The organism is Butyricicoccus faecihominis (assembly GCF_024462775.1).
In the GTDB taxonomy this organism is placed as follows: domain Bacteria; phylum Bacillota; class Clostridia; order Oscillospirales; family Butyricicoccaceae; genus Agathobaculum; species Agathobaculum faecihominis_A.
Genome location: NZ_JANGCE010000035.1, coordinates 17296 through 34727 on the forward strand (window position 1 = coordinate 17296; position 17432 = coordinate 34727).

The 17432-nt window shown below is 59.7% G+C and carries 16 protein-coding genes; 10 read left to right on the forward strand and 6 right to left on the reverse strand.

The annotated features are described in order from the left end of the window. Nucleotide 1: 1 nt before the first annotated feature. The 6 genes from NE562_RS14990 to ald form a co-directional block, all read right to left on the reverse strand. A complete protein-coding gene (locus NE562_RS14990) occupies nucleotides 2-469 on the reverse strand; it encodes a tripartite tricarboxylate transporter TctB family protein (RefSeq protein WP_280963242.1) in 468 nt (155 codons plus the stop codon). A 46-nt stretch (nucleotides 470-515) separates the two neighbouring features. Continuing rightward, on the reverse strand, nucleotides 516-1508 hold the full coding sequence (locus NE562_RS14995; RefSeq protein WP_280963227.1) for a Bug family tripartite tricarboxylate transporter substrate binding protein: 993 nt from the start codon (nucleotides 1506-1508) through the stop codon (nucleotides 516-518). A gap of 77 nt (nucleotides 1509-1585) precedes the next feature. Continuing rightward, nucleotides 1586-2629: a LacI family DNA-binding transcriptional regulator gene (locus NE562_RS15000; RefSeq protein WP_280963228.1), complete on the reverse strand. Its 1044-nt coding sequence runs from the start codon at nucleotides 2627-2629 to the stop codon at nucleotides 1586-1588. A gap of 213 nt (nucleotides 2630-2842) precedes the next feature. After that, nucleotides 2843-3646: a 5-deoxy-glucuronate isomerase gene (locus NE562_RS15005; RefSeq protein ID WP_280963229.1), complete on the reverse strand. Its 804-nt coding sequence runs from the start codon at nucleotides 3644-3646 to the stop codon at nucleotides 2843-2845. Nucleotides 3647-3678: 32 nt separating this feature from the next. Next, nucleotides 3679-4356 carry a GntR family transcriptional regulator gene (locus NE562_RS15010; RefSeq protein WP_280963230.1) on the reverse strand — a complete coding sequence of 226 codons (678 nt, stop codon included), beginning with the start codon at nucleotides 4354-4356 and terminating at the stop codon, nucleotides 3679-3681. Between the two features lie 154 nt (nucleotides 4357-4510). Continuing rightward, complete coding sequence (gene ald / locus NE562_RS15015) at nucleotides 4511-5623, reverse strand: alanine dehydrogenase (RefSeq protein WP_280963231.1); 1113 nt, start codon at nucleotides 5621-5623, stop codon at nucleotides 4511-4513. Between the two features lie 192 nt (nucleotides 5624-5815). On the opposite strand from ald, the gene NE562_RS15020 reads away from it, so the two are divergent. The 10 genes from NE562_RS15020 to NE562_RS15065 all read left to right on the forward strand — a co-directional run bounded on the left by NE562_RS15020 (nucleotide 5816) and on the right by NE562_RS15065 (nucleotide 17349). After that, nucleotides 5816-6538: an SDR family NAD(P)-dependent oxidoreductase gene (locus NE562_RS15020; RefSeq protein WP_280963232.1), complete on the forward strand. Its 723-nt coding sequence runs from the start codon at nucleotides 5816-5818 to the stop codon at nucleotides 6536-6538. A gap of 345 nt (nucleotides 6539-6883) precedes the next feature. Further along, a complete protein-coding gene (locus NE562_RS15025; RefSeq protein ID WP_280963233.1) occupies nucleotides 6884-8299 on the forward strand; it encodes an aspartate aminotransferase family protein in 1416 nt (471 codons plus the stop codon). A 147-nt stretch (nucleotides 8300-8446) separates the two neighbouring features. Continuing rightward, nucleotides 8447-10417, forward strand: a complete 1971-nt coding sequence (locus NE562_RS15030) for a hydantoinase/oxoprolinase family protein (RefSeq protein ID WP_280963234.1) — start codon at nucleotides 8447-8449, stop codon at nucleotides 10415-10417. 15 nt (nucleotides 10418-10432) lie between these two features. Beyond that, on the forward strand, nucleotides 10433-11218 hold the full coding sequence (locus tag NE562_RS15035; RefSeq protein ID WP_280963235.1) for an alpha/beta hydrolase family protein: 786 nt from the start codon (nucleotides 10433-10435) through the stop codon (nucleotides 11216-11218). Continuing rightward, nucleotides 11215-12978: a cobalamin-dependent protein gene (locus tag NE562_RS15040; protein WP_280963236.1), complete on the forward strand. Its 1764-nt coding sequence runs from the start codon at nucleotides 11215-11217 to the stop codon at nucleotides 12976-12978. Before NE562_RS15035 ends, NE562_RS15040 begins: the two co-directional genes overlap by 4 nt. A gap of 30 nt (nucleotides 12979-13008) precedes the next feature. Continuing rightward, the gene (locus NE562_RS15045; protein ID WP_280963237.1) at nucleotides 13009-14403 is read left to right on the forward strand and encodes an aldehyde dehydrogenase family protein; all 1395 of its coding nucleotides are present in this window, start codon (nucleotides 13009-13011) and stop codon (nucleotides 14401-14403) included. Nucleotides 14404-14504: 101 nt separating this feature from the next. Beyond that, the gene (locus NE562_RS15050) at nucleotides 14505-15917 is read left to right on the forward strand and encodes an MFS transporter (RefSeq protein WP_280963238.1); all 1413 of its coding nucleotides are present in this window, start codon (nucleotides 14505-14507) and stop codon (nucleotides 15915-15917) included. Next, nucleotides 15910-16527: an AAA family ATPase gene (locus NE562_RS15055; RefSeq protein WP_280963239.1), complete on the forward strand. Its 618-nt coding sequence runs from the start codon at nucleotides 15910-15912 to the stop codon at nucleotides 16525-16527. The genes NE562_RS15050 and NE562_RS15055 overlap by 8 nt, the downstream gene beginning before the upstream one ends. Nucleotides 16528-16561: 34 nt before the next feature. Continuing rightward, nucleotides 16562-16828: a hypothetical protein gene (locus NE562_RS15060; protein WP_280963240.1), complete on the forward strand. Its 267-nt coding sequence runs from the start codon at nucleotides 16562-16564 to the stop codon at nucleotides 16826-16828. Between the two features lie 62 nt (nucleotides 16829-16890). Next, on the forward strand, nucleotides 16891-17349 hold the full coding sequence (locus NE562_RS15065; RefSeq protein ID WP_280963241.1) for a TspO/MBR family protein: 459 nt from the start codon (nucleotides 16891-16893) through the stop codon (nucleotides 17347-17349). The last annotated feature ends 83 nt before the right edge of the window (nucleotides 17350-17432 follow it).

The following is a 17432-nucleotide window of genomic DNA, read 5'->3' on the forward strand; positions in this document are numbered from 1 at the left end:
TTTACGGCAGCGATACGCTCATTGCTTGGAACGCAAAGTAAGCGAAAAAGATGTTTGCGCTGACGATGGCGTAAAACCACCATTTCCGCGCGCCGAAATAGATCAGGATGCCGACCGACAGCAGCAGGGAGGAAACGATAAACCCGGCGTGCGGCAGGATGAGCGCGTAGACGATCAGCATCGCAATGTAGAGAAGCGGCTTGAGCCGGCGGAGGTTGTCTTTGCAAAACAGCGCGCCGGACACCACATATTCCTTTTTATCCTTGGATAGGACGCCCTGTATGAGCAGGATCACGCTGCACAGGATCAGGCCGCGGATCAAGAGCGTCGGCACGGTGGCCGCCGTGATCGGCCCGGTTTCATAGGTTTTTATCTGCGAGGGGATCAACAGGTGCAAGACCGTCGAAAGGACGAGAAAGACCGCACCGGTGATCATATTGGAATTGAGCTTTATTTTCATGGTTATCACCAATCCGTGCGCGGATGATAGGGCCGCGTACGCCTTTCCGCTGGTTTCAGGGCTGCTGGATCAGGGCGACGTAATCGTCCATGCTTTCCATTTGGTCTTCGATAAACCGGGTCACTTCGTCCGCGTCCGCGTCCCACAGCGGATAGCCCAGCTCTTCCATATAGCCGGTGAATGCAGGGTCGGCATAGACCTGATCGAGCAGCGCGGTCAACTTGTCCTTGATCTCCTGCGGAACGTCCGCGCGGATGGCAAGGCAGTCCATGCCGCCGAACTCCGCGTCGATCCCCCACTCGCTCAGCGGCTGCATGGCGCCGAACTTGGTTTCGACAGCTTCCGGGTATAGGGTCGCGACCGCCTTGGCCTTGCCTTCCTCTTGGTAGGCGTAATAATCCGGCTGGGGGGCAAGGCCGATATCCACCTGACCGGATACCACGGCGTTGATCACCTCGGCCGAGCTGCCCAGAACGACCGGTTCGGCCTCGATCCCCTGCGAAATAAACGCGGCGGAAGCGACAACATATTGATCGCCGCCCGGGCCGGAGGAGGTCGCGTACTTGAGCTTATTGTTTTTGCCGTAATCCAGCACATCGTCGAAGGTCTCCAAACCGGATTTTTCAGGATTAACCAGCACCATGAGCGAGACTGTGCGCATGCCGCGCAGCATAGTGAAATCGGACAGCTCATATTCCACATCGATAAACTTGGGCGTGAGTGAGAACAGCGGGCCGTTGGCGACCACCAGCGTGTAGCCGTCCGCCTCGGCGTCGAACGCATCGCCCATGCCGATCGTTCCGGAAGCGCCGGTGTGGTTTTCCACCACGATCGGCTGGTCGAAATACTTTTGCCCCACCTGCGAGATTTTGCGCGCGATTACGTCCGCGCCGCCGCCGACGCCCCACGGGCAAATGATCGTGACCGGCTTGCTGGGATAATCCTCGGTTTTGACCTCCTTGCCGCCCGGCTGGCCGCCGCAGGCCGTCAGCGCGGTCAACATCAGGGACGATGCCAATAAGATCGATGCCGCTTTGTTCAGTTTCATGTTACTTCTCCTTTTCTGGTTTACATTTTCTGAAGTGCCTTCCAGCACTTGCATACGTATTCATTGACGCAGACCGATCATTTGATCGACCCGCTTTGGCTAGGGGGAACAAAGGTATCCCGAATGACCAATTCGCTGTCCAGCAGATAGCGGTAGGTCGCAAGGGACCTGCCTTCGGTCATGGCGAGCACCCAATCGACCGTCAGTTCGATGATCCGGTCATAATCGACCGCGACCGTGGTGAGCTGGGGGTGAAACCAAGTTCCCATGGCGATGTTGTCCGCGCCGATGATCGCCACATCCTCCGGCACGCGAAGCTGCTTTTGCCGCAGGGCTTCGATCACGCCGAGCGCCATGAGATCATTTTGCGCAAAGCACGCGGTACCGGGCTGGAACAGTTCGATATGGGCAAGTGTCTGCTCGGTTGCCTGTTCCAAATGGTAGTCCGCGCACAAGACGTGGGAAGGGGGCAGGCCGAAGCCGTGGCGGCGCAGGGCTTCCGTGAATCCGGTGTGCTTATGGACCACATCGATGCGCTGCGAGGGGCCGGTCAGTTCGACAAAGCGTTCATAACCGGCCCGGCAAAACGCGTCGCCTGCCAGTCGGCCGATCTCGGTATGGTGCGGCGCGATCATGAACGGTTCCTCGGAGACCTCGTTGGTGTCGTAGATGAAAATATAGGGGATACGCGTTTCTTGCAACAGGTTGCGCACGCGGTCGTTCACCTGCGGACGGTTGAAAATCAGCGCGTCAAACCGCCGGTTGCTGATGCTTTTTTCCACTGCGGACTGGTCTTCCTGTGTCCGGTCGTCAAACACCGGCACGACATCCAGATTTTCGCGCAGCAGCTGCATACGTATGCGATAGTATAGGTCGCTCTGGATATAGTGATTGGCAAAGCCGGTAAAGTCTTCAGAAAAAATGTAGCCGACCACGCCGGTGCGGTTGGTCTTTAGGCCCCGTGCATTCGTATTGAACTGAAAGGAGTATTCGGCGGCGATTTTTTTCACGCGCGCCTTGGTTTCCTCCGATACGAGCGGGCTGTCGTTCAGGCAGCGGGAAACAGTGGACTGCGATACGCCTGCAAGCTTTGCAAGTTCGACAGAAGTAATGGTTTTCACGATGCGCCTCCTCTTGCATACGTATGAAATCTTGTTGTTTTTGTTATAGCACAGGAGATTTGAAAAAGCAACAGCATTTTTTGCGTTCATCGCAAATTCATCATTCTTTACAAGATCACAACAAAAAGTTCTACAAATACGATAAGAAAAAGCGGATGCAACGCATCCGCTTTTTCTCAGGCTATCAAAAAACGTGGCGATGATCGACAGAGATCAGCCTTCGTTTTCCTCGCCGGTCCAGAATTTCGCTTTGGGATCGACCAGCCATTCGTGGATTGGATCGTCGATACGGGTCTTTTTCCACGGATTGCCGGGCAGATGGCGGATGCCCCACGCGTAGCAGCAGGGGTAACCGGGCGCCATGACCATGGAGTGCGTGTTCTTGGTGATGACGGCCAGACCGTTGTGGTGCAATTCGCACACCTCGTCGTCCACCCAGCCCGCGCCAAAGCCCTGCGGCTTGTCAAAATGGTAGAAATAGACCTCGGGCTGCGGATGCCAGTGCGGGGGATAGCTCGACCACTTGCCGGGCAGGTTGACGACCTCGCCCAGCACCATGTTGGAATAGGGGGCGTTGCCGTAGTCAAAGCTGGTGCGCACATCGCGCTTGATGCAGCCGTTACACTCGCCGTCCGCGCCGCGCCGCCAGGTGTCGGTCTCCTCCGGGGTATAAAGGTGGGCGTCGAACTGGTTGTCGTTATAGGTCTTCTGTACGTAAAACTCGCAGTGGCCGTGGGCCGTGATCGTGCAGCCGTCGCCCGCGCACAGGTGCAGGCAGTAGGTGCTGTACTCGAACGGATTGGGGCGGTCGATATCGACGGACCGGCCGGCGTATTCCACCGTGGCCTTGCCCTCGAACATGATCCAAGCCATTTCCTTCTTTTCCTCGTGGAAGGAATAGGTGTCGCCGTCCTCCATGATGAGCAGAGCGGCGTCCATCATGCTGTTTTCGCCGTTGTTTACGTCGCAGTTGATGTACTCGTTATAGCCTCGCTTGCATTCCTTGTCGATATACATTGTAAAAGTCTCCTTTCTATTGATAACATGGGTCAGTCGTTTGAGAAATACGCGGGGAACTGCGCGCGGATGGCTTTTTCCCGCGCATCGGTATTCTGGTGATCGTGGTGTACGTCCATGACGGCGGTCAGCGTCGCCGCGTCGCCGGCCTCAATACTGCTCACAATTTGCAGGTGCTCCTGATAGGATTTTTGCAGCATGCCGGGCCGTTTCAGGTCGAGCACAAGCACGCGGTTGTAATGCGCGCGGGAATTGGCGATGCTTGACCAGATCAGATCGTGCCCGGCGACGGAAAAGATTGTGCGGTGGAAAGCGTTGTCCAAACGGATGTATTCCAGAACATCGTCCTTTCCCATGGCGCGCTCCATAAAATAGAGCGTTTGCTCGACCGCCTCGCTGATACAGGCTTTTTGCCGGCACAGGAGCAGGCAGACGTTGGAATCCAGCAGGTGCCGCATGTAGGCGACCTCATTGGCTAGGTGAAAATCGATCGGCGCGACATAGGTGCTGCGTTGGGGGTAGATCTCCACCAGATATTCGCCGGACAGGCGGATCAGGGCCTCGCGGATCGGCGTGCGGCTGCAATTCAGGTGCTGGGTCAATTCGGCCTCATGCAGGACGGAGCCCGGCATCAGGTCGAGATATTGGATCGCGTCCTTGAGGGCGCGATATACGTCGGTGCGCCCGGTTTGGCTGGACGAACGAGTCATGGGTTCAACACTTCCTCCCTATGGTGTAATGGTCCGCCGGCGCGCGGAATAGAGATATGCCGCAAAGGGCCCGGTCATTTTGCCGGGCCCTTTGCTTGGGAAAAGAGAGAAGAGAAAAGAGATATGGGATAAGAGCAAATTTAATCAGGACCGCTCAGATCAGCGACTCGATATCAAAGCATTCCATGCCAAACGCCTCGGCGACGCCGTCCAGCGTGCACTTGCCGGCATAGCAGTTCACGCCTTCGGCCAGTCCCTTGTCCGCACGGACAGCGGCTTCCAGCCCCTGACCGGCAATGGTGAGGCCATAGTTCAGTGTAGTATTGGTCAGCGCGATGGTCGAGGTGCGCGCGACGGCGCCCGGCATATTGGCCACGCAGTAGTGGACGATGCCGTCGATCTCGAAGATCGGGTCCTGATGGGTGGTGGCGTGGGTGGTCTCAATGCAGCCGCCCTGATCGACGGCCACGTCTACCAGCACCGCGCCCTTACGCATTTTTTTCAGATCCTCGCGCAGAACGAGCTTGGGCGCCTTGCGGCCGGGAATCAGCACGGCGCCGATCACGACGTCCGCCTGCGAAATGGCCGAAAGGATGTTGGCGCGGGTGCTGTAAAGCGTCTGGATACGGCTGCCGAAAATATCGTCCAGATAGGCGAGGCGCTGTACGTTGACGTCGAGGATGGTGACGTTCGCGCCCATGCCGACCGCGATCTTGCAGGCGTTGGTGCCAACGCCGCCGCCGCCCAGAATGACGATGTTTGCCTTTTCCACACCCGGCACGCCGGAAAGCAGCAGGCCGCGGCCGCCGTAGGTGCGCTCTAAGTACTTGGCCGCCTGCTGTACCGACATGCGGCCCGCGATCTCGCTCATCGGGGCCAAGCAGGGCAGTCCGCCGTTCTTGCCGACGATGGTCTCGTACGCGACCGCTTTGGTGCCCGCCGCGAGGATGGCGTCGGTCAGCGGCCGGTCGGCCGCAAGGTGCAGGTACGTATAAAGGATCTGATCCTTCTTGAGGAACTGATATTCCGACTCGATCGGTTCCTTTACCTTGACGATCATTTCCGCCTGCTCCCAAACGGAGGCGGCGTCCGGCAGGATGGCCGCGCCGGCGACGGCGTATTCGCCATCGTCGAAGCCAGAACCCGCGCCCGCGCCCGTTTCAACCAGCACGGTATGCCCTGCGTCGGCGTAAGCCTTTACATTGCCGGGCGTGAGTCCGACGCGGAATTCATTATTCTTGATCTCTTTGACAAGTCCGATGATCATAATCGTTCTCCTTTAAATAAAATCAGTGACAATAGGAACAAAGCAGAGAGGTCAGTTACATTCCGCAACCGGTCTCGGTTGGTTTCACTTGACAAGAGTATATTAATATATTAGTATATGGTTGTCAAGAGGTTTTGCAAAGATTTTTTGAAAAAACCTAAAATCGTTGAAATCAATAAGGAGGAACGGCGCATGGAAAGGATCGCATTGGTAACGGGCGGCAGTTCGGGAATTGGGAGCGCGATCGTGGCGGCACTGGCGGAGCGGGGGCATACGGTCATATTTACTTACCGTTCGCCGCGCGGCGCGGAGCAAACAATGGCTTTGGCGCGGCGGCTTGGCGGCAAGGTCGAGGCGATGGCCTGCGACCTTGCGGATACCGCGGCGGCGCGCGAGCTGGCGGAACAGATCGCGGCAAGGTACGGCAGGATCGATATATTGGTCAACTGCGCGGGGCTGTCGAACACCAAGCCCATAGAGGAAATAGATGAAACAGAATGGGACCGTATGCTGGACACCAATTTAAAGGCACCATTTTTCCTGACTAAAGCCGTATTCCGTTCTATGCGTCGCGCGGGCTTTGGGCGTATCGTTTGGATCACCTCAATCGCGGGCGACCGGGGCGGCCTGTATTCGGGCGTACATTATAGTGCGTCCAAGGGCGGGCTGGCGGCCATGGCCAAGTGCTTTGCGCGGCTGGGCGCGGCGTACGGCGTTACCTCTAACGCGGTGTCGCCCGGCGTGGTGGAGACTCCCATGTCGCGCGAGGAAGGCGTGCCGGCTGACGATGTGCCCCTTGGCCGTGCGGCCCGGCCCGAGGAGGTGGCGGAAGCGGTGTGCTTTTTGGCTTCCGACGGGGCGGGGTATATCACCGGCGCGACGATCGATGTGAACGGCGGACAATATATGAGATAAAGCCTTTTTAGGTAGGAGTTTTTTAAATTAGGAGTTAGGAGTTAATAATTAGTAATTAGGAATTAGTAGTTAGTAATTGCGGTACGCCGCTGCGCGGCGTGTTTTTTAATTCGCGCTCGCGCGCGTTTCCTTCAACTCCTAATTCCTAACTCCTAACTCCTAACTCCTAACTCCCGCTTCCTGCCTTATTTCGTCCTTTTGCAATATGCCGCTATCCCCAAGTTGTGCATTTTGCTAAAGTTCAGAAAGAGGATTGACAAATAAACATTAATATATTAGTATATGAATTGCAGAGAGGGTACTGGTATTGGAGAACATAAAGCTTACATAATGGAGGTAACGATAATGGATAAAAAGCCCTATGAAAAACTGTTGGATCGGATCGAAAACGCAGAATGCGTTACGCCGGGTAATAAAGCGGGTCTGGTAGACTTCCTTACATATGAACATCCGGGCGACGTGCTTTTCACCAAATGGGATTACCCGCAGATCATTGAACGCGGCAAGGGCAACCGCATTTGGGATGTGGACGGCAAGGAGTATATCGACTGCATTTCGGGCATGTCCGCGATGAACCTCGGTCACTCCGACAAGCGCATTGCCGATGCGATGTACGACCAGTACATGAACAAGCTGGATTTCTGGTTTGACTTCCCAACGCCGGAGCGCCTGAAGCTGGTCAAGCGACTGACCGAGCTCACCCCGGGCGATTTTCCGAAGAGAGTGCGTTTGGCGCTGTCCGGCTCGGACGCGATCGAAAACGCCATCCGTCTGGCCCGTTATGCGACAAAGCGGCAGCACATCATTTCCTTCTACGGCGCTTACCACGGCCAGAACACCGCGACCATGGGCCTGACCGGCTCGGGCCGTATGACCAGCTACTACAATCCCATGCCGTCGCAGGATAACTGCATCCATCAGTTCCCCTATCCGTATGCGTACCGCAATCCCTACGGCGACGGAGACGGCGTGGACTGCGCGCGGCAGTGCGTACAGGTAATCGACAATATGATGAGCACCGGCGTTACGCCGATGGGCGCGCCGGACGCGGGCATCTGCAACGTCGCCGCGCTGATCGTCGAGCCGTGCCAGAGCTCCGCGGGCTACATCGTGCCGCCCGAAGGATTCCTGCGCGAGCTGCGCAAACTGGCCGACAAGTACGGCTTCCTGCTCATCTTTGACGAGGTGCAGACCGGCATGGGCCGCACCGGCAAGATGTGGGCGTGCGAGCACGAGGGCGTTGCGCCCGATATTCTGGTATTCGGCAAGGCGCTGGGCTGCGGCATCCCGATGTCCGGCATCGTGGGCCGGGCGGACCTGTTTGAGGATATCGACGTAAGCTTCATCTGCTCCACCTACGCGGGCTACTCCATGGGCTGTCGCGTCGCCAACACGGTGCTCGATATCATCGAGGAGGATCACCTGCTCGAGGTATGCACAAAGGCCGGCGAGCGCATCGTGAAAAAGGCTGACGAACTGATGGAAAAGCACCCGATCGTGGGCACATACGATGCCAAGGGCGTTTACTTTGGTTTGGAGCTTGTCCGCGACCGCGCGACCAAGGAACCGGCAAAGGCCGAGGCGCACGAGCTGATCAACAACATGCGCGACGCGGGCCTGCTGGCTCAGCTGAACGGATACTACAATAACCGCATTTCCTTCATCCCGCCGATCAACATCACCGAGGCGCAGGTGGATGAGATCTTCGACATTTTGGAGGCCGAGATCGCCAAGATCGAAAAGAAATACGACATCAAGTAAGAATAAAAAAACAGCCTTTCTAAAAGAGACTTTCCGGCCGGTTCGCGATATGGTAGACTGTATATAGACCGGATGCCGTAGCCGCGCTGGAATCGTCCGGCGCGGCTACGCGCGGCTGGAAGCGATCTATGAAAGGGGGCGCGGCCCATGGCGGCGATACTGGGCATCGATACGGGCGGCACCTATACGGACGGCGTGCTGATCGACCCGAAAACGCGCGCGGTCTGCGCCAAGGCAAAGGCGTTCACCACGCGGGAAAATCTGGCGAGCGGCATAGCCGCGTGTATGGAGCGGCTGCCGGAAGAGCTGTTGCGCGAAAGCGTGATGGTGTGCCTTTCTACCACGCTGGCGACCAACGCGGTCGTCGAGGGCAGGAGCGGCCGGGTCGGCGCGTTTCTGATGGGGCGGTCGTTCGACCGCCCGCTGCCCGCCGCCCGCGTCACGCGGCTGCGGGGCGAACTGGACATCAAGGGCCGCCAGCTGACCGCGCTGGATGAGGACGAAATCCGGCGAAAGGCGCTTGAAATGCGGGGCGAGGTGGACGCGGCGGCCATTTCCGGCTTTGCCAGCGTGCGCGACCCGTCGCATGAAAACCGGGTGAAGGAGATCGTGCGGCAAACGCTCGGCGTGCCCGTCGTATGCGCGCACGAACTGAGCCAGCAGCTTGGCTTTTATGACCGCACGGTGACCGCCGTGCTCAACGCGGGGCTGATTCCCGGCATCACCGAGCTGATAAGCGCGGTCGAGACCGTGCTGGATTCGTACGGACTGGCGGCTGCGCCCGTCATGATCGTCAAGGGCGACGGCAGCCTGATGCGGCGCGAATACGCGCTCGACCGGCCGATCGAGACCGTGCTATCCGGCCCGGCGGCCAGCATCGTCGGCGGGCGGTATCTGACAAACGAGGACGACGCGCTGGTGCTCGATATGGGCGGCACCACCACCGATATCGCGCATATCAAGGGCGGCCGCGCCTCGATCAGCGCGGCGGGGGCCGCGGTGGGCGGCTGGCGCACCCAGCTGCGCGCGGCGGATATCTATACCTACGGCGTGGGCGGCGACAGCCGTTTGGCGTTCGATCCGCAGGGCGGGCTGACCGTGGGCCCGCGGCGGGTGGTTCCGTTGTGCGTGGCCGGCGTGCACGCGCCTTGGCTCGCCGGAGAACTGCGGCAGAGCATGGGCCGCGCCATGACCGAGCTGGGCGAGGAGCAATATGCCGAATGCTACCGCCTGACCGGACGGATGGGCGAAAACCTGACGGCGAGCGAACAAACGCTGCTCGGGCTGCTTGCCGACGGGGCGCACAGCCTGTTCTGGTTGGCCGACCGGACCGGCTGCGACGCGGCGAAGCTGGGGCTGGAGCCGCTTGTGCGGCGCGGCCTGATCCAGCGCTGCGGCCTTACGCCGACCGATCTGCTGCATGCCGCCGGGCGGTTCAGCCGCTGGAACGCGGAAACCGCGTCCGCGGGCGCGGCGGTCATGGCCGCGCGCGCGGGCAAGGCCGAGGACGTGTTTTTGCAGCAGGCGATCGACACGGTCGAGCGCAGCGTGGGCATGGCCTGCCTGTGCACCGCGCTGGGTCTGACCGGCTGCGATGCGAACGCCGATACGATCGCGGCGTATTTGTGGAACAGCGCGGTGAAAAACGCGCCGGACGATCTGCTCCGCCTGCGGCTATCGGTCGACCGGCCCGTGATCGCGCTGGGCGCGCCGGTGGCCGCGTGGCTGCCGGACGTTTGCGGGGCGCTGGGCGCCCGGCTGCTCATTCCCGAGCACGCCGAGGTCGCCAACGCGGTTGGCGCGGCGGTTGGCAATGTGTCGGTCGAGGTAACGGCGCTGATCCGGCCCGACCAGTATCACGAAAAGCTGGTCGTGCACGCGCCGTGGGGCGTCAAAGCGTTCGACACGCTGGACGAGGCCGAACGGTTCGCCGCCTGCAAAGCCGCGCAATATGCGGCCGCGGAAGCCGAAGCGGCGGGCAGCACGGCGGTGGAGTTAACGCAAACCGTGCGTCCGGTCTATGCCGAACGTCCGGGCACCACAGAAAAAAGCTTTGTAGAGATGCAGCTCCGGGTCGTGGCGGTCGGCGCGCCTGCATGGAACGAAAATAAGGTCTGAATGAGGATGCAGCTTATGGAAAAACAGATAGCCTTTTGTAGCAGGGGACGCACGGTGCGCGGCGCGGCGCATGTGCCCGCGGGCGCGCATGACGCGCCGGTCATCGTGATGTGCCACGGCTTTACGGGCAACATGTCCGAGCACGGCCTGTTTGAAGCGTTTGCCGAACAGGCCTGCGGCGCGGGTTTCTACGCGCTGCGGTTCGATTGCGTCGGCTCCGGCGAGAGCGACGGAGACTTTGCCGCGGATACCTACCTTGGCGGCTGGCGCGATGATATGCTGGCGGCGCTTGCGTTCGCGGCGGATCAGCCCGAGACCGACGCCGCCCGTATGGCGGTGATGGGGATCAGCATGGGCGCGGCGGCGGCCCTGCTCACCCTGCCGGACAGCCGTGTGCGCGCCGCCGTGGGCTGGGCGCCGGTGCTGTACCCGGCGGAGACCTTTTTAAAGATCATGGGTGAAGAAAAATGGCAAAAGCTCAAAAACGGAGAAACGATCCATCACGAGTACGCCGACAGCAGCTTTGACGCCGCGCCCCGGTTCGTACAGGACGCTGAAACCCTATCGGTGGAACGGGCCGTTTGCGAGAGCGGAAAGCCGGTGCTGCTGCGCCTTGGCACGGCGGACACGGTGGTAGACAGCGCCTTTGGGCCGCGGATCGCGTCGCACGGCCTGCCGTTTGTCACGGTGCAGACCGTGCCGGGCGAGGATCACGGCTTTGCCCACTGTAAACAGGAGAACTATGACGAAACGATCGCCTTTATCAGGCGGCGCCTGATGGAGAAAGGGGCGGAACGATGAACGAAGCGGCACTGGAATACATAAAAAGCCTAAAACCCGCGCCGCACGCGGACGGTAAAGCGCTGGTGCGCGAGGGGATGGCGCTGGGCAAAACGCTAACCTATGGGCGCAGCGGTTATCTGCGCACGCAGAGCAAGTACAAAAGCCACATGGAAATGAAAATGGATATGGCGCGGCAGGGCAAGATTTACTGGAACATCCTGCTCGGTCTGGCCACGCTGGACGAACAGGTGGAAGCGATTCGCGAGATCTACCGGTTCACCGAGCGCACCGGCCTTACGGTCAACTGCGTGCAGGCCATTCCCTCCGGTCTGGTGGCGCTGCCGCCGGAATACCGCGAGAACGCGCCGCAAACGACCAGCTTCGAGATGTACTCGCAGGAGGACTACGACGTACAGGAGGGCGCGGCGCCCATCGACGTGACTTTTAACGATTACCACCTGTTTTCGCCGAACGCTTTGGAGAATACCATACGCGCGATTCAAGCGGGCTCGCCCCGTATCGGCGATATGACCCAATTTTTCTGGGGATACGCGGGCTTTGACGACGATGTGAAGCGTTTTTCCGACGTATGCCGGGCCATGGGCATCATGGCCGCCAAGCGGGATGAGATGGTCGCGGCCGAAACCTATCTGGACGACGGCTATCCCGGTTATTTTCTGGATTGCGCCTCTTACGTGGGCTACGCGCTGCTTGAGCACTATATCTGCACCGCGCTGTGCGGCGCGCGGTACACCATCAGCTTCGGCGGCCTTTTGAGCGAGAACGATACGCGCTGCGCGGTCGCCATGGCGCTGAACGAACTGATGAGCACCGAGGAACAGACGGTGCTGACCTATCTGAACAGCTCGACCAATTTGCAATGGGATCATGATATCCACGGCAACTACGGCATCAGCGTGCCGGAAATGCTCTTTGAAATGCTGGTGGAGAAGAAATATCACATGGGCCTCGGCATCAATCCGGTATCCATCACCGAAAAGCTGCGCGTGCCCACGCTGGAGGAGCTGTGCAATATTTTCGCGGCCGGTAAGCGCGCCGAGGAAAAGGCGGACGAATGGATGCCGTACTTCAACTTCGCGCCGCTTGAGCAAATGCGCGACGTGATGGTGCGCGAAGGCAAAAAGATGTTTGAAAACACGCTGGAAGGCCTGAAGGCCGCCGGTATTGATATCGAAGACCCTCTGGAAATGTTCCTGCTGCTGAAGAAGATGAACCCCATCCGCTTCGAGCAGATGTTCCATTCCTCCACCTACGGCACGGAAAGCCGGGAGATTCGCCCGTTCTATCCGACCGTGCTGGGCCGCCAGACGGTGGAGATGAAGGAGGAAGTCACCTCCGCGCTGCGCGAGCAGGGCTTCGAGCAGCCGCTCACGGGTAAACGGGTCGTGGTCGCCTCGGGCGACGCGCACACCTATGGTCTGGTGCTGGTCGAAGGCGTTTTGACCGATATGGGCGCGACCGTGACCAACGGCGGCGTGGACATGGACCCGATCGATATGCTCGATCTGGCGGATGAGGAGGACACCCCGTTCATCGGCATCAGCTGCCACAACGGGCAGGCGCTCGACTACGCGCGGCAGCTCACGCAGCTGGCAAAGGAGCGTGGCAAGGAATACTGGGTGTTCATGGGCGGCAAGCTCAACGCGATCCTGCCCGGCGACGCAGAACCGACCGAGATCGCCGGAATGCTGACCGAGCTGGGCATCCACGCGGAAAACAATATCGCGCAGACCGTGGCGCAGCTCGCGGCGCTGTAAACCACCCGCTACACAAACAAGGAGGACACGATGAGTAAATTTTTAGAAGTTTTTGATCCGATCAGCGGCGAACTCGTGGATAAGGCAGAGCTGGCCGGCAAGGAATGCGTGCGCGAGATCGTGAACGACGCGTTGGCGGCGCAGACCGTGTGGGAGGATATGCCGCTTTATGCGCGCGGCGAGATTCTTTACCGTTTCGCCGACCTGCTGGAGCAGGACGCGGAGCGCATTTCCACGCTATCCGCCCGCGAAATGGCAAAGCCGATCGAGCAGGCGCGCGGCGAAACGCTGGACGGTGTCAAGCTGATCCGCGCGGCGGTCGAACGCGCCAAGCATCTGTACGGCGAGGTGCTGGCCGACAACGGACCCGGCTTTGAGCACGATCTGGTGTTCACCCGCCGCGAACCGCTGGGCGTGATCGCCTGCATCATCCCCTTCAATTTCCCGATCGAGCTGACCTTCCAAAAGATCGCACCGGCGCTCATCATGGGCAACGCGGTGATCGTCAAGGCGCCCTCGTCCAATCCGCTGGCCGTGCTGGCCCTGCAGGAGCTGGCCGACAAGGCGGGCATCCCGGCGGGCGTGGCAACCTTCCTTGTCTGCGAGCGCGACGCGATGACCGAGTGCGTCATCCATGACGAGCGGGTGGCCGCCGTCAGCATGACGGGTTCGACGGGCGCGGGCAAGCAGTTGACGCGCGAGGGCGCGGACACGCTCAAGCGCATGTTCTTGGAGCTGGGCGGCAACGACGCGATGCTGATCTTCGAGGACGCCGATCTGGACCGCGCGCTGGACGAAATGGTGAACAGCCGGATGGAGAACAACGGTCAGGTGTGCTGCTCGACCAAGCGTTTTCTGGTGCAGAAGAGCATTTACGACACGGTCGCCAAGCGGCTGATCGAGCGCTTGCAGGCGCTGCCGCGCGGTTCGGCGCTGGATGAGCAGGCGGTTGTGACCGCGCTGGTCAGTGAAAAAGCGGCCAAAGAGGTGGAAAGCCAGATCGCGCGCACGGTAGAGCAGGGCGCGGTGCTTGCCTGCGGCGGCAAGCGCGAGGGCGCGCGTATCGAGCCCGCCGTGCTGCTCGGTGTGACCCGCGATATGGATATTGCCTCCAACATGGAGGTGTTCGGCCCGGTGTTCCCGCTCATTCCGTTTGATACGGAGGAGCAAGCGGTCGAGATCGCCAACCATTCGGTATACGGTCTGTCCTCCGGCCTGATGACGGCGGATATGCAGCGCGCGTTCCGCGTCGGGCGCAAGCTCAAGGCGGGCGCGGCCGTGGTAAACGGCAGCGGCGGCTACCGTCACCTCGACCAGCCGTTCGGCGGCTACAAGCAGTCTGGCATTGGCCGCGAGGGCGTGAGCATCTCGCTGGAAGAATTCAGCTATATCAAGGTTTACGCCATGAAGGGCGCGTTTTCATAAGCCCTGCTTTTCCCCGCCCCGGTGACCGGGGCGGGGAAAAAACGAAAGGATATTATATACTAGTATATTTCAGACGCTAAAAAACGTAGGAGGGGTCTTATTTGAAGGAAGAAATGAGTACCGGACAGAACGCGCTCGGCAGGATCAGCATTCGGGAAAAGGTGGCCTATGGGTTCGGCGATGTGGCGTGCAACGTGGTGTTCGCGCTGACAATGTCGCTTTCCACCTATTTCTATACCAACGTGGTCGGTATGTCGGCCGCGCTGGTCGGCACGATCTTGATGCTGTCCCGCCTGTTCGACGGCGTGTCCGATGTGGTGATCGGCATTTTGGTGGACAAAACCAAGTCCCGCTTCGGCAAGGCGCGGGCGTGGGTGCTGTGGATGACGCTGCCGTACGGCCTTTCGGCGGTGCTGCTGTTCATGGTCCCGGCGCACGCGACTACGATCATTCAGTGCATTTACGTGTTCATCACCTATAATCTGGCGGTCACGGTGGTGTACACCGCGCTCAACCTGCCGTACGGCACGCTGGCGGCGCTGATGACGCGCAACCAAAACGAGCGCTCGATCATCAATATCTACCGCATGTCAATGGCGCCGCTCGGCAACCTGATCGTGACCGCGCTGACGCTGCCGCTCATCAATCGGCTGGGCGGCGACCAGCGCGCGTGGATCATGGTAACGGTTGTCTACGCGGTCATCGCAATGGGCATGCTGCTGATATGCTTCTTCGGCTGCAAGGAACGCGTGCACATCCCGCCCACCCCGGCGGGCGATAAGATCCCCATGCGCAAAAGCTTTAGCTGCATGCTGCACAACAAATACTGGTGGCTGGTGACGATGATGTTCTTCGCGTGGTCGGTCTACACCACGCTCAACGGCACCATGCTGACCTACTACGCGCAGTACGAGCTTGGCAATAACGAACTGATGAGCGTGATCACGGTCGTGGAAAAGCTGCCCTCGATCATCGTCACCATCGCGATCGCGCCGTTTATCAAAAAACTGGGCAAGCGCAATCTATCGCTGATTGGCGCGGTGGTCGCGCTCGCGGGCGCCGCGATCATCACGCTGCGCCCGCAGGATCTGACCTTTGTCATGATCGGCGCGGCGCTCAAGGGCGCGGGCGTCGGTCCGATCGGCGCGACCGTGTACTCGATGATGGCGGATGCGATCGAATACGGCCACTGGCGCACGGGTATCCGCGCGGAAGGTTTGCTGTTCAGCGCCGCGACCGTCGGCTACAAAATCGGCGGCGGCCTGACCAACGCGGCGATCGGCTTTGCGCTCGAAGCGGCGGGCTTTAACGGCATGGCGGCGGTGCAGCCCGCCTCGGCGCACAGCGCGATCTCGGGCCTGTTTCTGCTGATGCCGTTCGTGGCATGGGGCCTGATGGCGCTGCTGCTGTGGCGATATAAGCTCGATAAGGAATATTCCTTTGTCATGGGCGAATTACAGCTCGGCCGCTATTCGGAAAAAGCACGCGTCAAGGAGGTGCAGAAGGTTGGATAAGATCATCACCATCAGCCGCGAATACGGCAGCGGCGGGCACGATATCGGCAAGCGGCTGGCCGCGGAGCTGAACATTCCGTTTTACGACAAGGAAATTATTACGCTGGCAGCCAAGGAAAGCGGCATCGACGAATCGGATTTTGAACAGCTGGGCGAGGAACCGAGCGCCTTTCAGCTCTCTCTTGCCATGCTCGACCCGAACAACCGGAACGACAGCCTATTTTTGATGCAGTCCCGCACCATCCGGCGGCTGGCCGACCGCGGCCCCTGCGTGATCGTGGGCCGGTGCGCCGATTATGTGCTGCGCGACTGTGACCGCGCGGTCAATGTATTCGTATGCAGCGCTTCGCTTAAGCGCGTGCGCAATATCAAGAAAAAGGGCCTGTTCGCCAGCCGCAGGGGCGGCGGGGACGCGCAGGAAGAGCAGCTGCGCGCCGTGCTGGAAATGGACGCGCGGCGCAGCATGTATTATCAGCACTACACCGGGCAAGAATGGGGCAAGGCCTCGAACTACCACCTGTGTATTGACAGCAGCCGGATCGGCATGGGCGCTTGCGGCGTGATCCGCGCCTATCTCGATACCTGCGAAGGGATACCGGCGGGCGGTTAAGGGCAACAAGCTGATGGAGAAAGGAGGGATCGCAATGGTCATGATGGTCGAAGCGGTTTTGGAGTATTATGGTTTGATATCGGACCGCTGCCGGCGCGAGCGGGAAACCGTTTGCGTCAGCGCGGAGCAAGGCCGTGCGGAAGGACAGATCCGTTCCTTTATCCGGGAGCATTACCCGGCGCTGCCGCCCTACAGCCTGCTGCTGGACGGGTACGTGCTGCCCGACAGCGCCGTGGCGCGGCTGAGCAACGGCAGCCGGATCAAGGTGCTGCCGTGGACGGGCGGCGAACAGGCGGTGTAAAAGCGCGGCGGCATAATGCCGCATTCCCCGCCATATACTGCGCCAAGGAGCGTGGTGCAAACATGGGACTAACGATCAGTATATTGATCCCGCTGCTGGTGGGCGGCGCGGCGGCCCGTCTTACCACGGATGGCTTCGGCCTGTATCAGACGCTGGTAAAGCCGCCGCTCGCACCGCCGGCATGGGTCTTTCCCGCGGTGTGGACGGTACTGTATATTCTGATGGGGATCGCGGCGTATTTGGTCAGCCGGTCGCAGGCGCCTACCGAACGCAAGCGGCAGGCGCTGATTGCGTATGGCGTGCAGCTTGCGGTAAATTTTGTATGGCCGCTGCTGTTTTTCAGATCGCAGACGTATTTAACGGCGTTTTGGTGGTTGGTGTTGCTGATTGCGGTCGTCGCGGTGACGATATGGGATTTTGCATCGATAAACCGTCGCGCGGCCGCGCTTATGGTACCCTATTTGATCTGGCTTGTCTTTGCCGGTTACCTGAATTTGGCTTTTTATTGGCTCAACCAATAAACAGTGGAGCTGTAAAATAAATTTTAAAAAATGAATAGAAAACTGTTGCAAAGCGAAGAATGCTACCAATTTTGTCATTCTGA

Bases quoted from the DNA above. Each gene is read 5' to 3' on its own strand.
- NE562_RS14995 (WP_280963227.1), bottom strand. From the start codon at position 1,508: ATGAAACTGAACAAAGCGGCATCGATCTTATTGGCATCGTCCCTGATG.
- NE562_RS15005 (WP_280963229.1), bottom strand. From the start codon at position 3,646: ATGTATATCGACAAGGAATGCAAGCGAGGCTATAACGAGTACATCAAC.
- NE562_RS15010 (WP_280963230.1), bottom strand. From the start codon at position 4,356: ATGACTCGTTCGTCCAGCCAAACCGGGCGCACCGACGTATATCGCGCC.
- ald (WP_280963231.1), bottom strand. From the start codon at position 5,623: ATGATCATCGGACTTGTCAAAGAGATCAAGAATAATGAATTCCGCGTC.
- NE562_RS15020 (WP_280963232.1), top strand. From the start codon at position 5,816: ATGGAAAGGATCGCATTGGTAACGGGCGGCAGTTCGGGAATTGGGAGC.
- NE562_RS15025 (WP_280963233.1), top strand. From the start codon at position 6,884: ATGGATAAAAAGCCCTATGAAAAACTGTTGGATCGGATCGAAAACGCA.
- NE562_RS15030 (WP_280963234.1), top strand. From the start codon at position 8,447: ATGGCGGCGATACTGGGCATCGATACGGGCGGCACCTATACGGACGGC.
- NE562_RS15035 (WP_280963235.1), top strand. From the start codon at position 10,433: ATGGAAAAACAGATAGCCTTTTGTAGCAGGGGACGCACGGTGCGCGGC.
- NE562_RS15040 (WP_280963236.1), top strand. From the start codon at position 11,215: ATGAACGAAGCGGCACTGGAATACATAAAAAGCCTAAAACCCGCGCCG.
- NE562_RS15045 (WP_280963237.1), top strand. From the start codon at position 13,009: ATGAGTAAATTTTTAGAAGTTTTTGATCCGATCAGCGGCGAACTCGTG.
- NE562_RS15060 (WP_280963240.1), top strand. From the start codon at position 16,562: ATGGTCATGATGGTCGAAGCGGTTTTGGAGTATTATGGTTTGATATCG.
- NE562_RS15065 (WP_280963241.1), top strand. From the start codon at position 16,891: ATGGGACTAACGATCAGTATATTGATCCCGCTGCTGGTGGGCGGCGCG.